Source organism: Streptomyces sp. NBC_01384 (assembly GCF_045040035.1).
Classification (GTDB): Bacteria; Actinomycetota; Actinomycetes; order Streptomycetales; family Streptomycetaceae; genus Streptomyces.
The window spans coordinates 7,383,242-7,398,305 of record NZ_CP109559.1; the positions used below are offsets into that span (position 1 = coordinate 7,383,242).

8 protein-coding genes are annotated in these 15,064 nt (G+C 71.5%); 5 read left to right on the top strand and 3 right to left on the bottom strand.

Features of this window, described 5'->3' with window-relative positions:
- Nucleotides 1-201 precede the first annotated feature (201 nt).
- From OG747_RS33745 to eccCa, 3 genes are all read left to right on the top strand, one after another.
- Complete coding sequence (locus OG747_RS33745) at nucleotides 202-1,578, top strand: EsaB/YukD family protein (protein ID WP_405883139.1); 1,377 nt, start codon at nucleotides 202-204, stop codon at nucleotides 1,576-1,578.
- A 58-nt stretch (nucleotides 1,579-1,636) separates the two neighbouring features.
- Nucleotides 1,637-4,363 carry a right-handed parallel beta-helix repeat-containing protein gene (locus OG747_RS33750; protein WP_405883140.1) on the top strand — a complete coding sequence of 909 codons (2,727 nt, stop codon included), beginning with the start codon at nucleotides 1,637-1,639 and terminating at the stop codon, nucleotides 4,361-4,363.
- 61 nt (nucleotides 4,364-4,424) lie between these two features.
- Entirely contained in the window at nucleotides 4,425-8,537 is a 4,113-nt protein-coding gene (gene eccCa, locus OG747_RS33755) for a type VII secretion protein EccCa (protein WP_405883141.1), read from the top strand.
- A 99-nt stretch (nucleotides 8,538-8,636) separates the two neighbouring features.
- Here the strand turns inward: eccCa and OG747_RS33760 are convergent, their stop codons facing one another.
- Both OG747_RS33760 and OG747_RS33765 read right to left on the bottom strand, forming a co-directional pair.
- Entirely contained in the window at nucleotides 8,637-8,981 is a 345-nt protein-coding gene (locus OG747_RS33760; protein ID WP_405883142.1) for a YbaB/EbfC family nucleoid-associated protein, read from the bottom strand.
- A gap of 226 nt (nucleotides 8,982-9,207) precedes the next feature.
- Nucleotides 9,208-9,933 (bottom strand): response regulator transcription factor, encoded by a 726-nt coding sequence (locus tag OG747_RS33765; protein ID WP_405883143.1) that lies wholly within the window; start codon nucleotides 9,931-9,933, stop codon nucleotides 9,208-9,210.
- A gap of 365 nt (nucleotides 9,934-10,298) precedes the next feature.
- Here OG747_RS33765 and OG747_RS33770 point away from each other — a divergent pair, with 365 nt between their 5' ends.
- Together OG747_RS33770 and OG747_RS33775 are read left to right on the top strand one after the other, a co-directional pair.
- Nucleotides 10,299-12,611, top strand: coding sequence for an AAA family ATPase (locus OG747_RS33770; protein WP_405883144.1), 2,313 nt, complete (start codon nucleotides 10,299-10,301; stop codon nucleotides 12,609-12,611).
- 90 nt (nucleotides 12,612-12,701) lie between these two features.
- Complete coding sequence (locus OG747_RS33775; RefSeq protein ID WP_405883145.1) at nucleotides 12,702-14,273, top strand: helix-turn-helix domain-containing protein; 1,572 nt, start codon at nucleotides 12,702-12,704, stop codon at nucleotides 14,271-14,273.
- Here the strand turns inward: OG747_RS33775 and OG747_RS33780 are convergent.
- Nucleotides 14,264-15,010 carry a LuxR C-terminal-related transcriptional regulator gene (locus OG747_RS33780; protein ID WP_405883146.1) on the bottom strand — a complete coding sequence of 249 codons (747 nt, stop codon included), beginning with the start codon at nucleotides 15,008-15,010 and terminating at the stop codon, nucleotides 14,264-14,266. The two genes, OG747_RS33775 and OG747_RS33780, sit on opposite strands and share 10 nt — an antisense overlap.
- Nucleotides 15,011-15,064: the final 54 nt, after the last annotated feature.

Sequence of the window (15,064 nt, forward strand, 5' to 3'; positions counted from 1 at the left end):
GCCGGACCGGGGGAGGGCCCCCGCGGCACAACACCAGCACGACCACAAGCACGCCTCCTCGCCGCGACTCCGATGAGGGGTGCGTGCCGACTTCGGGAGGACCCGCCATGCAGGCCGGTGGCGGTTCTCGCGCCTGCCCGCCGCCGGGCGAGACCGGAGGCGGTCGCGGCCTCTCGCATACCTGCCAGGGAGCGGACCTGAATGACCAGTACCGACGCCACACGTGCCCTCGTCGGCGGCGACCTGCGCTGCCGGGTCACAGTCGTCGGCCGCCACCGCAGGGCCGATCTGGCCCTCCCCGCGCGCACCCCGCTTGCCGAGTACATGGCGGCGGTAGGCGCCCTCCTCGGGGAGAGCGAGGACGAACTGCTGCCTCCCGCCTGGTCGATGGCGATCGCCGGACAGCGCCCGCTGCCGTTGTCGGAGAGCCTGGCGGACGCCGGAGTCGCCGACGGGACCGTCCTCCACCTGCGCGATGTCCTGGCCGGCGAGGCCGACGAACCGGTCGTTCTCGACCTTGAGGAAGAGGTTGCCGCGGCCGCCGCCCGGTTCAGTGACCGTCCCTGGAACCGCCGCCACCGCGCCATGGCCGGCGCGGTGACCGGCGCTGCCTGGCTCACCGCCGCGCTGATCGCGGGCGGAGTCGCCGCCCCCTTGGGCGACTCCGTACCGGTGTGCGCCCTGGCCGCCGCAGTGGCCCTCATCGGTATCGCCCTGGCCTGGGCCGCCCGGGTGCGCGACTGGCCCGTGCCCTCGCCGCTCCGCCACGTCAGCGCCCTCCTGGCCGTTCCGGCCCTGTGTGTCGCGGGGGAACGCCTCGGCAGCCTCCAGCACCAGTCCGGGGCGGCCCTCCCGAACGCCGTACTCGGGGCTGCGGCGGGCGGCGTCCTGGTCTTCCTCGCCCTCCCCGGCCTGACCACCGGCGCGCTCTGCGCCACCGGGACCCTGGCGTTCCTCACCACCGCCGTCCTCCGCGCGCTGCACGCCGACGCGGTGCGCGCCGCGGGCTTCGTGGCCGTGCTCTGCCTCGCGCTGTACCTCATCACCCCATGGGCCGCCGACCGCGTGGTCGTCCACTCCACGAGCAGGTCGCGGCTGGAGAGCGCCGACGCCTCCACCGTGGAGTTCCTGGTGCGCCGCTCGCACCGCCTGACGCTTGGGGCGAGCGCGTTCCTGTGCGCGCTGACAGTCGGCTGCCTCGTCGTGCTCGGCCGCGCGCAGGACCCGTACGCCCTCGGCCTCAGCAGCTGCGTCTCCGTCGCCCTGCTGCTGCGCGCAGGCGGGTTCCGCCTGGTCACGGAGGCACTCCCGGCGGTGACGGCCGCGGGCACCGGACTGTTCACCCTGCTCTTCGAACTCCCCGCACGCCTGCACACCCCCTGGTGGTGCGGTCTGCTGGCGACGGCGCTGACCGGACTCGTCCTGCTGCTGGGCGGCCTCGGCGGCACCGCCCGCGGCCCGCTGCCCGACCGGACCCGGCCGGCCTGGCACGGAACCCTGGAATTCCTCTGCTCCACCGCCGCCCTGGCTCTCGCCGTCGGCGCGTTCGGGGTCTACACCCACCTCGCCCACCTGTGACACGGCCGTCAGGGCCGTGCCCGGTCTCCGCACCCGGCGCGTCCCAGGAAGGGAGCTCATGAGCACGCACATCGTGGAGCGGGTCGCAGCCCGGGGATGGGGCACGCACCGCACCATCACCGGTGCCTTGCGGGCCGCCGCGGACGGGGCGACGGTGACGGTGCAGCCCGGCGTCTACCGTGAGAGCCTCGTCATCGACCGAGAGGTGACCCTGGTCGCCACGCCCGGTGGCGGGACCGTGGAGGTGGTCTCCGCCCACGGGGCCGCCCTCACGCTGCTCGCCCCCTCGGCCACCGTGCGGGGACTGACGCTGCGCGCACACCGTGGTGAGGCAGCGCTCGTCGTCAACGCAGGCGCGCCTGTTCTGGAGGCGCTGGAGATCTCCGGTGGCCACGTCGAGGTGTCGGGGGACGCGGCCCCGACCCTCCTCAGCTGCGTGGTCTCCCAGACCTCCGTCGTCGGCGTACGGGTGAGCGGGCGCAGCACCCCCGTTCTGCGGAACCTGACGGTGCGGGACGTCGAGGGCGACGGACTCGCCGTCGAGGGCGCCGCCCGGCCCACCGTGACCGGACTGACGGCACGGCGCCTGAGCGGGCACGGCTGCGCCCTCCGCGGCGAGGCGCGCGGAACCTTCGAGCACTGCGACCTGTCCACCACGGGCCGCGCGGGGGTGCTTGTCGAAGGCGTCGCCGCTCCCGTCCTGCGCGACTGCCGCGTGTACGACACCGGGGCGGACGGGGTGCGACTGATCAGCGCGGTCACCGTGGCACCGGCCGACGGCGACCGGGCGGGGCGGAGGCCCCGCGGGACCGCCGCCGACGACTCGGCGGCCGCGGGCCACGACCGCGACGGCACCGTGCTGCTGGAGCGGTGCGAGGTCTTCCGAACCGGGGGAGCGGGCCTGAGTGCCGCCGGTGGCTCCCGGGCGGTGCTGCGCGACTGCCGGGTCACCGAGGCACGCGCGGCCGGAGTCGTCGCCTCGGGCCAGGCCGAACTGGCCATGGAGGGGACCAGCGTCCTCGACACCGCGGCGACCGCCCTCGCCGTCTTCGGCGCCGCCAAGGCCACGGTGACCGGCGGCGAGCTGACCCGGTCCACCGCCAACGGCGTCTACGCCGCCGAGGAGGCGTACCTGCGTCTGGACGAGACCCGGATCACCGGCAGCGGGTATACCGCCGTCCACCTGACCGGTACCTCCCGCGTGGTGCTGAGTGCCTGCGAGGTGCACGGCACCCCCGAGTACGGCATACGCGTCACCGGTCACGCGGTACTCACCGCGCGGCACACCGCCGTGCACACCACCGACCTGGCCGGGCTGACCGTCGACGAGCACGGCGACGCGGAGTTGACCGACTGCCGCGTCAGCGGGAACGACATCGGCATCGCCCTCGCCGGCTCCGCGCACCGCCCGCGCCTGTACCGCTGCGAGGTCACCGGCAGTAAGCGCACCGGCATCGAGATCGGGGAGGACGCTCAGGCCCTCATCGAGGACACGCACGTCCACGGTACGGGCACCGCGGGTATCTTCCTCGACGCGCGCAGCAGCGCGGTGCTGCACGGCTGCACCGTGGCCGACACCGGGGGAAGCGGCATCGTGGTGTGGCGCGGCGCCCAGCCCGCCGTGCGGGCCACCGCTGTCCACGGCAGCGCCAAGAACGCCGTCTTCGTCGGCGACGGAGGCACCGGAGTCTTCGAGGACTGCGACATCTCGCAGGCTGCCTATCCGGCCCTGCACGTGGGTGCCGACGCCGCCCCCGTGTTCCGGCGCTGCCTCGTGCACGACACCGACGAGGACCTCAGCCTCGTACCCACCGCCGCACCCGTCTTCGAGGAGTGCGAGACCGCGGACGTCAAGGAGTCCACGCTGCCCGCGGGAAGCGGCGGACGACGCGCGGTGGCCACCGGAGCCACCGGAAAAGCCGTCGAGCCGCGGCCCCGTACGGCGTCCGGGGCCGCCGCCGCGGACGAGGGGGAGACCCTGGAGTCCCTGCGCGGGAAGCTGGACAGTCTGATCGGCCTCGACGGCGTCAAGGAGGACGTCGGCTCCCTCGTCAAGCTCATGCAGACGGTGCAGCGGCGCAAGGAGGCGGGCCTGGCCGCTCCGCCCCTCAACCGTCACCTCGTCTTCGCGGGCAACCCCGGAACCGGCAAGACGACCGTCGCCCGCCTCTACGGGCGTCTCCTCGCGGCACTCGGACTGCTCGCCCGTGGCCACCTCGTGGAGACCGGCCGCGGTGACCTCGTCGGCGAGTACGTCGGCCACACCGCGCCCAAGACCACCGCGGTGTTCCGCCGCGCGCTCGGGGGGGTGCTCTTCATCGACGAGGCGTACGCCCTGGTACCTCACGGACAGGGCAACGACTTCGGCCAGGAGGCCATCGCCACCCTCGTCAAACTCATGGAGGACCACCGGGACGAGGTTGTCGTCATCGTCGCCGGCTACCCCGGTGACATGGCGCGCTTCGTGGCCGCCAACCCTGGTCTCGCCTCACGCTTCACCCGCACCCTCACCTTCCAGGACTACAGCGCGGACGAACTCGTACGGATCGTCGACCAGCAATCGGCCCAGCACGAGTACACCCTGCAGGACGCCACCCGCACCGCGCTGCTGCACTACTTCCGTGCCATCGCGCGGGGAGAGGGCTTCGGCAACGGCCGTACCGCCCGCCAGGTCTTCCAGTCCATGACGGAAAGCCAGGGGCGGCGCGTCTCGGATCTGGAGTCGCCCTCGACCCACGACCTCGTCACCGTCCTGCCGCAGGACGTTCCCGCCGCCCCGGCGTAGTGACCCGCGGCACACCCCTGCCCACCACCTGCCCACCACCTTCCAGACAAGGCCGAAGTCCATGAGTCGGATCGCCTGGCACCGGCCCGCCCGGGTCCACCCCCCGCAGCTCCCCGACAGCAGGCTCACCCTCGCCGCCCCGCCGCAGGTGCAGAACTCCTCGTCGATGTCGACCTGGATGACGCTGCTCCTGCCGCTGCTCTCCAGCATCAGCATCGCGGCCTACATGGTGACCTACCGGCACACTCTCACCACCGTCCTCGCCATCGTCATCGTGGTGCTGTCGGTGGTCCTCGTCGTGGGCGCTCGGCAGCAGGCCCGCGCCCACCAGCAGCGCACCCTGGACAAGCACCGCGGGCGTTACCTGGAGCACCTGGCCGAGGTCAAGGAGGCCGGTCGCGAGGTGGCTGCGATGCAGCGGGAGGTGTCCCTGTGGCAGCACCCCGGTCCGGAGCGGCTGTGGGCGATCGCGGCCCGCCGCCGCCGCGTCTGGGAACGCCGCCCCGGGGACCCGGACTTCCTCCGCCTGCGCCTCGGCACGGGCCGGGGCGCCTTGGTGACGCCGCTTCAGATGTCCGCCCGCACCGATCCCACGGTCGAGTACGAGCCCACGTCCATGGCGGCCGCCGAACGGGTCCGCTCCGCCCTTGGCACCGTCGCGCACCAGCCGGCGCTGGTCGACGTGGGCCGGGCCGGGGTGGTGAGCATTCTCGGCCCCGCGGACCGGGCCCGGGCCGCCGCCCGCGCCCTCGTCACCCAGCTCGCCGTACTGCACGCCCCCGAGGACGTGACGCTCGCCGTCTGCACATCGGGCCAGAGCGCGCAGTGGGCCTGGACCGCGTGGCTGCCCCACACCCGTGACAGCACCGCAACGGGATCGGCCGGCGCCGAGCCGGAGCAGCCGGAGGCCGAGGACGGCGAACCCGCTCCCCTCGTCGCAGACTCCTTCGACGGCCTTGCCGACGTCCTGGAGCGGGAACTGGCCAGGGCCCGTACCGAGACCGCCGCACGCCCCACCGCCCTGACGGGCCCCGGCCGCGGCACCGGCCCCTCCCGCCGTCTCCTCCTCGTGATCGACGGATACGACCCCGCCTCCGCCTGGGGCCGCAGCGCACTCGGCCGCCAACTCGTGGAGAGCGCCGGTCCGGCGCTGGGCATCACCCTCGTCGCCCTCGTGGCCCGAGAAGCGGACGAACCGTCCCGCGTCGACGTACGGGTACACATCGACGGCTCGGGCTCCCTCACCCTGGAGTCCCGTGACTCGGCCCTGACCACGGACGTGGACGACGCCGTCGCGGACCAGCCCGACCCGGCCCTCAGCGAGGCCACCGCGCGCGCCCTGACGCCCCTGCTCCTCACCGAGGACGAACAGCAGGTCCTCGCGCGCACCGTGCCGCTCAGCGAACTCCTCGGCATCACGGACCTCGCCGGGCTCGACCCCACCGGCCTGTGGGCGGAGCCCAGCGACGAGGCGATGCTGCGGGTGCCCCTGGGCACCGACGCCGGCGGGCACGACCTCGTCCTCGACCTCAAGGAGGCCGCCCAGAACGGCATGGGGCCGCACGGCCTGGTTGTCGGGGCGACCGGATCGGGCAAGTCGGAGCTGCTGCGCACCCTCGTCACCGGCCTCACCACCACCCACTCACCGGAGCACCTCAGCTTCGTACTTGTCGACTTCAAGGGCGGCGCCAGCTTCGCGGGCTTCACCCAACTGCCCCACGTCGCGGGCCTGATCACCAACCTGGCCGACGACCTCGGACTGGTCGACCGGGTCCGCGACGCCCTCATCGGTGAGCAGCAGCGGCGCCAGCAGATGCTGCGCGACGCGGGCAACGTGGACTCGCTGCGGGAGTACCACATCCGCCAGGCCGCGGGCGGCACCGACATCCACGGCCGTCCCCTCCAGCCGCTGCCCTACCTGCTGGTAGTCGTCGACGAGTTCGGTGAACTCCTTTCCGCACGGGCTGACTTCATCAACCTCTTCGTGCAGATCGGCCGGGTCGGCCGCAGCCTCGGCATGCACCTGCTGCTGGCCACCCAGCGCCTGGAGGAGGGCCGGCTGCGAGGGCTGGAGTCCCACCTGTCGTACCGGATCTGCCTGCGCACCTTCTCCGCCGCGGAGTCCCGGGCGGTGATCGGCACCACCGACGCCTATCACCTGCCGTCCATCCCCGGCTCCGCCTACCTGAAGGTGGGCGAGTCCGTCTACACCCGCTTCCGGGTGGCCCACGTGTCGGCGCCCTATGAGAACCCCGCTGACGGCCCTGGGGAGGAGCTCCAGAAGGCCGTACCGGTCGAACTCGCCACCCTTCGCCGGGCCCCCGTCCCCCTCGCCACGCCCGAGCCCGACCGGACGACCGGCCGCGAGGCGACCCCCAAGGGCCTGCCCGGACCCACCCAGATGGAGGTCGTCGTCGGACGGCTGCGCCAATTCGGGAACGCGGTGCACCAGATCTGGCTGCCGCCCCTGCCACCGGCCGTCCCGCTCGACGCACTGATCGGTGCTACCGCCGTACAGGTCGGCCGGGGCCGTCAGGCCGTGCTGTGGCCCGATTCGGGCAGCCTGCGGGTTCCCGTCGGGGTCGTCGACGTGCCGCTCTCCCAGCGCCAGGAACCGTTGGTGCTCGACTTCGGGCAGCGTCACCCGCACCTGGCGCTCGTCGGCGCGCCGCAGTCGGGCAAGAGCACCCTGCTGCGCACCACACTGCTCAGCGCGATGCTCACCCACACCCCCGATGAGCTCCAGTTCGCCTGTGTGGACTTCGGCGGCGGCTCCCTTTACGCCCTGGCCGGCGCACCCCACGTCTCCGCGGTCGCCGGTCGGCACGAACCGGCGATGGTGCGACGCGTCCTCGACGACGCCCGTCGGCTCATCGGCGAGCGGGAGCACTTCATCCGCGAGCACGCCGTCGGTTCTGTCGCCGAGTTCCGGGCCAGGAGCCGCAAGGGCGACTTCGATGCGGCGCTGCGCACCGCCGACTTGATCGTCGTCATCGACAACTGGGGAGCCGTGCGCGGCGAGATCGACAATGCCGACGCCCTGGTCCTGGATATCGCGGGGCGAGGACCGGGCGCCGGAGTGCACCTGCTGATCACCGCCAACCGGTGGGGCGACGTGCGCATGAACCTGCGTGACTCCATCAGCGCCCGTCTCGAACTGCGTCTCAACGACAGCGCTGAGTCCGAGGTGGACCGTCGGCTCTCCAAGCTCGTTCCGGCCGGCGTGCCGGGACGTGGCGCCGTGGCACCGGGACACTTCTTCCAGGCGGCCCTGCCCCGCATGGACGGACGGGAGAGCGCCGACGGCCTGGCCGAGGCCCAGGAGAAGATGATCGCCAAGGTGGCGGCCGCGTGGAAGGGCCGCCCCGCGCCGCGGGTGCGCACGCTGCCCGACCTGATCCGCGTCGGCGAGCTGCCGGAACCGGCCGGCGACGGCCCGGCACCCGGCGCCGTGATCGGGCTGGACGCTGCTGACCTGGAGCCGGTTCACCTGGACCTGGCAGGCGGCGACCAGCACCTGCTGGTGGTCGGCGACGCGGGCTCGGGCAAGTCGACCTTCCTGCGGACCTGGATGCGTCAGATGGCCGCCCACCGTCCTCCGGAGGAGCTGCGTTTCATGGTCGTGGACTACCGCCGTGCGCTGGCGGGCGTCGTCCCCGCCGCGTACATGGGCGCGTACGCTGCCGAGGCCCGCCAGACGGAGGCCTACGCGGCGCAACTGGCGGAGGTCCTCACCGAGCGGCTGCCGGGACCCGACATCGACGCGCGGCGGTTGCGGCGGCGCGACTGGTGGACCGGCCCCGACCTGTATCTCGTGGTGGACGACCACGACCTGGTCGGGGGCGGGCGCACCACCCCGCTCCAACCGCTGCTCGACCTCGCCGTGCAGAGCCGGGAGATCGGCTTCCACATCGTGCTCGCCCGCAGGTCCGGAGCGATCAGCAGGGCACTGGTGAGTGACCCCCTGGTCGCCCGTGTCAAGGAGTTGGGCGCGGCGGGGCTGATTCTGTCCTCGGACCCGCGCGAGGGAGTCATCATGGGAACCCGCCGCGCGGCCGAACTCCCGCCCGGGCGCGGTGTCCTGGTGCAGCGCCGGGCGGGCGAGACCCTGATTCAGGTCGCCGTGAGCGACGAGGAACCGGACGACGCGGACGGTGACCGGAGCGCCGGGTGACCGCCGGGCCGGTCGCCCCCCGCATGCGGGTGCGGCCCCGATGAACGGGTGCGGCCCCGGCCCTCTTGTGGCCGGGTCGCACCCGCGGTGAGTGGGGCCTCACCCCTGCGGGCGCCGGATGTTGGCGAGCATCTCCTGGAAGCCTCCGGTGATCGCTGACAGCACGGCTGTACGCTGCGCCCCGAGTTCCCGATTGGCCTCGTTGACCGCCTGCAGAATCAACTGGGCCAAGCCGTGGGCGTCCCCGGGGTCGATGATCGAGGGGTCGATGACCAGATCGGTCAGCAGCCCCTCACCGGACACGGTCGCTTCCACCGCGCCGTTGCCGCTGCTTCCCTTGGCCTCGGTGGCCAGCAGGTCTCCCTTGGCGAGGGTGAGGTTGCTCTGCATCTCGCGTGCGCGCTGGATCAGCCCGGTCAGGTCCGTCGGGCTGTTGTCGGTCACGTCCATGTCTCCTCATGTCGGTGTCGGTGTCGGACCGTGTCCGACAAATGCGGCCTGCCCCGCGGGCGGAGACGCCATTTGTCGGACACGGTCCGGCAGTCGGGTCCGCGCTCGTCCCCGCGATCGCCGGCGGGTCCGGTCGTCCCGGAACCCGCACCTCGTGCGCCGCTTCCTCGGCGCCGCAGACGCCGAGAAAGCGGTACGGACCGGGCGGCCGGCGGTGCGCTCACAGCAGGCCGGACCGGAATCCGTACGCCACGGCGTGGGCCCGGTTGCGCAGCCCCAGGCGCTTGCACATCGTCTGCACTATGTGCTTGATGGTCCGCTCCGAGTAGTGGAGTTCGGTGGCGATCTCCGCCGTGTCCAGCCCCTCGGCCAGCAGCCTGAGGACCTCGATCTCCCTGCTGCCGGGGACTTCGACGGAGGGCTGCATCGCTCTCAGGCGGTCCACCAGCGAGCGCACCACCGAACTGGGCAGCCTCGGTTGACCGGCGTCGGGCTCCAGCACCGCCTTCACCACCTGCTCCATGTCGCTCTCCCGGCGCAGAAGGACGGTGACGACGCCCAGGTCCAGGGCGCTCGGCAGGACCGACAGGTTCACCCGATCGGTGACGACCACGACACGTGTGGCGGCCTTGTAGCCTTCCTCACGGGCCGCATGCAGCGTTTCGAGCGCCGTTGCGTCGATCTCGTCGGTCAGGATGAGCAACACGTCGCAGGCGGCGGCCAAGTCCCGCGAGCGCAGGCGGATACGTGGGCAGTTACGCAGATACGCGGCGACACTCTGCTCGGTGATGTGGTCGTCCGCCAGGATCGCGAGGTCGAGCGGGGCCGTCTCGGTCTGCTCCCGGGCCGCCGGATCCCTCTCCTCGGGGTGCCGCCTTGGTTGCCCAGCATGGACCTGATGAGCCTCTGCGTGGACAGGACGCTGATGCGACGCGACGGATTGCACACTCACCTCCATGGTTCCGCGCCCGGCCGACCGTATGCTGCCCAGCGCTCGAACCGAACGTAGATCTGCCCTCGTCCTGCGCGCTTGAGTCATTCAACTGCCCTCCGCGCTTGAGTAGTTCAACCTCCCTTCGGGAAAAGGCTGTCCGGGTTCCCGGGGGTGCTTGAGTCGGCTCAGGCCCCCCTGGGTCGCGATCGCCTTGTCGGTCACCCGGCCACCAGCAAGGCGAGCAGCCGCCGGTCGGTGGCCGACAGCGGTTCCGTGGGATTTGGCAGCCATGACAGTCGGTTGACTCAAGCGGATGCGCAGTCCGCTGCATAGCATCTGGCGGGTCGGTGGCGTGCCCACCCGCACATGGACCACGGATGGTTTCGGTGAATCTCTACGGACGAGACGATGAAGTGCGGGTGTTGGCCCGTATATGGGCTGGTGACGGACCTCCCGGGCAGGTCCTCGCCGTCCGTGGGGAGCCGGGAACAGGGAAGACAGCGCTGCTCTCCGTGGCAGAGCGCCTGGCCCGGGCCTACGGCGCTTTGGTGCTCCGCACGGGTGGAGTGGAGGTTGCCGCTCGGCCGCCCTTCGCCTGTCTGGAGGAACTGCTACGGCCGCTCTTGCAGGGCCTGCCGGGGCTTGACCCGCCTGAAAGGAGGGCGCTGCTGTCAGCGTTCGAGCTGGCGCGCTCCTTCCCGGAGCAGGCATTGGTCCACCGCAGTGTCGCAAGGCTGCTGAGCCGAGCGAGCAGGCAGCGCCGGGTGTTGCTTGTGGTGGACGACGCCCAATGGCTGGATGCACAGACGCTGGAGGCCGTTGCCTTCATCGCCGAGCGGGCGCGGGAGCTACCGGTGGATCTGGTGTGTGCCATGGGCACCAGGTATCCGCGCCCCCTTGAGCGGGGCCGCTGGCCGGAGATCACGGTGGGGCGGCTGTCGGCGCACGACGCGGAACGGCTCCTTCGGCAGCACGCGCCCACGCTGTCCTCGGCGCGGCGTCGCACCCTGCTTCGCGAGGCAGCCGGCCACCCGCTGGCGTTGCTGGAACTCTCCTCACGGCAACCCATGCCCGCGGACCGGGGAGACGACTCGCCCGTGTCGAGGCTGGAGGGGATGTTCGGCCTTGTGGCGGCCGACCTGCCCAGGCCCGTACGAGACATCCTGCTGGTGGCGGCAGTGGACGATTCCGGCGATCTGCGGGAGGTTCTGGACGCGGCCGCCCGCCTGATCGGCCGTGAGGTCGACGAGTCGGTCCTGACGAGCGCAGTGGAAGGGCGGCTGCTGCGTGTGTTGGACACCTGGGTGGAGTTCACTCATCCGTTGGTGCGTTCTGGGCTCCTTCGAGGCGAGTCGCCGGCGCGACGGCAGTGCGCGCACCGGGCCCTCGCGGATGTCCTGGCGGATCCTTACCGGCGCGCCTGGCACCGGGCACAGGCCGAGAGCGGTCCCAACGGCGAGGCGGCGGATCTCCTGGACGCGACCACTGGCGACCTGCTGGCCCGGGGCGCGGTGTCGTCGGCCATCGTGGTGCTGCGGCGCGCCGCAGCACTGACCACTCGTGGCACCGAGCGCGGTAGCCGCTTGCTGCGAGCTGCCGAGTTGGCCGTTCAGCTTGGGCAGGAAGACCTGGTCGACCTGCTGGTCACCACCGCGCTACGCCAAGAGCTGACCGTGTTGGACCGGGCGAAGGCGCAGTGGTTGCTGGAGACGCTCAGCGAGGGCGCGCCCGCAGACGTTGCGCGGGTGTGGGAACTGTGCGAGGTGGCGGCCGATGCCGCGTGGGCCGGTGACGAGAACCTCGCCCTGGACCTGCTGTTGAGCGCCGCACTTCGCTGCTGGCGGGCCGAGTCCGGCCCGTTGGCGCGTGCCGCGGTGGTGGACGGCGCGGAATTGATGGGTGAGGCTTGTCCCCCTCTCCGGGACAACGCTCGCTGGCTGGCCGTCCTCGGCGTGGCCGAGCCGGTCGCCAGCGGTCGGACGGTCTGCGCCGCACTGGATGCGCTGCGACCCGCGGAGGTGGAGGATCCGCATGCCCTCCGGCTGCTGGGGATGGCTGCGCACGCCGTCGGCCACGATGTCCGAGCCGCGGAGGTGCTCGACCGGGCGGCGCAGTTGCTACGTGCTCAGGGCCGGGTCGGTCCGCTGGCCCAGGTGCTCGCCCTGCAGGTGGTCGTCCACACGGAACTGGGCCACCTGGAAAGGGCGGAGGTTGCCGCGCAGGAGGCCGTACAGCTGGCGCGGGACAGCGGTCGGCCGGTCTCTGCCGAGGTCAGCATGTATCAGGCCCGGCTCTGGGCCCGGCGCGGTGACACGGAGCTTGCCTTACGGCAGTTTGCCGAGACGGAGCCTTCGGCTCGGGCCAACCACCTCAACAGCGTTCTGTTCTGCGTGCAGCGTGTGAAGGCGGAGTCCGCTTTCGTCCAGGGCCGCTACGAAGAGGCCTATCGTACCTGTCGCACCTTGCTGGACTCGCGGGCTCCCGGCTATCACCCGAGACTGTGGTTCGACGCCCTCGGCCTGTTCGCCGAGACCGCGGTCCGCAGCGGCAATGCCCTCGACGCACGGTTGATGCTGCGCAACGCCGAGCATATGTCCCTCATCACCCCGGCACCGCTGCTTCGCATGCAGCTCGCCCATGCCCGTGACGTCCTCGCGGCCGGCCCCGGGAAATCGCAGTCGAACGACTGAAGTTTCGGGTTGCGCTTTTTCGCCATTCTGGCCCCGATCGGTTTAAAGCCGATCGGATGAGAACTGAAGCGCAACCAGGGGTGGCACGGCGTGAGCGTTACCGAGTTCGGGCGGGTCTTGCGGGCTTTGAGGCTGGACCGGAGCATGACAATGGAGCGGTTGGCCGAGGCGTCAGGGGTGAGTGCGCGCGGAATCAGTGACATGGAACTCGGCAACACCCGCCGCCCGCGCCAAGGCACCGTAGCCGCGCTGGCTCAGGCTCTGCGCCTGACCGACGCCGAGCGCGCCGAGTTGCTGGCCGCTACGACCGCGGAGGTGTGGTTCGAGCGTGCCGCCCGCCTGTCAACGGACAACCGGGTCCGCGCCGAGCGGCTCCTCACCGCCGGTGAACTCGCCTATGCGCTGGACCGCTACCAGGAGGTCCAGCGGTGCATCGGTGAACTGCTCACCTTCCCGCTCGAGGCGCCGGAGCGGCTGCGCCTGCTGTGGCTGCAGTCGGGGTTCGACGACGGTGAGCCCACAGACGCGGACGGCATACGTCAGCTCGTCGACACGGCCAGACGGGTGCACGCCGACGGGGCGACCGATCTTGCGGCGATGCTGGCCATGAGTGCCGCCCGCCGCTTCTTCTTCAGCGCCTACTCCAGGGACCTGGCCACCGAAGTGCTCTCCGCCTCCGAGGAACTCGGCCTGAACGCGCTGGATCCGCGCCTCACCAACATCCAGGCACTGACCTCGGCGTTCACCCTGTCCACCCAGGTGCTCCAGACCTTGCGCGGCTGGGCGCAGCGCGAGGTCAGTGACCCCGAGATAGCCTCGCTGCTTGCGTTCTCCGCCTTCGTCCTGGCCGACTTCGATCTGACGGAGTCGTTCTGCGCGCAGGCCTCCATGGGCCATCGGCAGCAGGGCAAGCGTACGGTCCTGGCACAGGTGCTCACCTTGCGGGCATGGGCGGGGATCTACCAGGGGCGATGGGAGGAGGCGGATCTCGCAGCAGCGGAGTCCTGCGAGCTGGCCGTCGACACGCAGCAGCCGGGGTGGATCAGATGGGTTCGGCTGTGCCAGGCGATACTGGCCGCGCTGCGCGGGGCGGCCGACCGCGCCGAGCAGTTGCTCATCGAGGTCGAGGACGTGGGCATGTCCTCGGGGAACGGTTCCTTGCGTAACGGCACCCTCATTGCCCGAAGCCTGACGGAACTGGCCGGCGGGCGAACGGACGCGGCGTACGAGTGCTTCCGCCAGATCATGGACGACAGCCTGGACGGACACGTGGCGCAGCGCTGCTGGCAGGTGGACCTGTTCGCTGACGTCGCCGTGGCGGCGGGCCGGGTGGAGGAGGCGCGGGCGGTGCTCGCCGTCCTGGAGGCGGCCGACGGCTTCTTTTCGTCTCCTGGAGTAACCCGCTCCCACGCGTATGCGCGCGCCGTGCTCGCCGAGGACGAGGCCGTGGAACAGGCGATCTCTGAGGCTCGGGAGTGCGCAGGTATGTCCTCCGAGTGGTACTCGGCCCGGCTGGACCTGGCGCTCGGCACCTGGCTGCGGCGCCGGCAGCGGACGGTGGAGGCTGACATCCTGTTGCGGGACGCCGCTCAGCGGCTCAGGCTGCTGGGCGCCGCGCCATGGGCGGAGCGGGCCGAGCGGGCACTGAGAGGTCACGCGTGATCCATCCCCAGGCGGTCGCGTAGCTGGAACCGTGAAGTGACGCCCAGCTTGGGGAAGATCCGGTACAGATGCGAGCTGATCGTGCGCGGTGACAGTCGCAGCTTCTCGCCGATCTCGCGGTTGGTCAGTCCTTGGGCCGCCAGTTCGGCGATGCGTCTCTCCTGTGGGCTGAGCTCGACCAGGTCCATCGCTCCCTCCGATTGCCTCTGACCGGTGTCGATGGGAAGACGGTCGCCCGCGGCCCGCAGTTCCGCCGTGACCTGCCGGACGCGGGTCACGGCTCCCATGGCACTGAACGTGGCGTGGGCCCGGCGCAGCGGATCACGGGATTCGGTGTTGCGGCGTTGGCGCCGCAGCCAAGTCCCGTAGGCCAGCTGCGTCATGGCGCGGACGAGCGGATACCGGGTGACGTCTCTTTTCAAGGCAGCCTGGAACAGTTCGTCAGCATGCTCGTCGGGCGCCAGGACGGCTCGTGCGTAGGCGAGTTGGTGATGCAGGACCGGGGCCGGAGTGAGCCCGGCAGACCGTTCGAAGGTTGCCAGGAGGCCGCGCGCCTCATAGGGGAGACAGGCGTGCGCCGCGGCCTCCGCCAGGTGCATGACGACCGTCAAACTCTCGCGCTGGTGGTAAAGCTGGGCATCCTGGTCGACCAGCGGGCGCAAATACGCGTAGGCGTCGGCGTACGAGCCAACGGTGGCGCAGGCGACCCCGCGAGCGATGTCGGTGCACGTGGACACGTGGTTCAACCGTAGGTCTCTGCGGTAGAAAGTGGCTTGGTCGGCCAGCAGGAA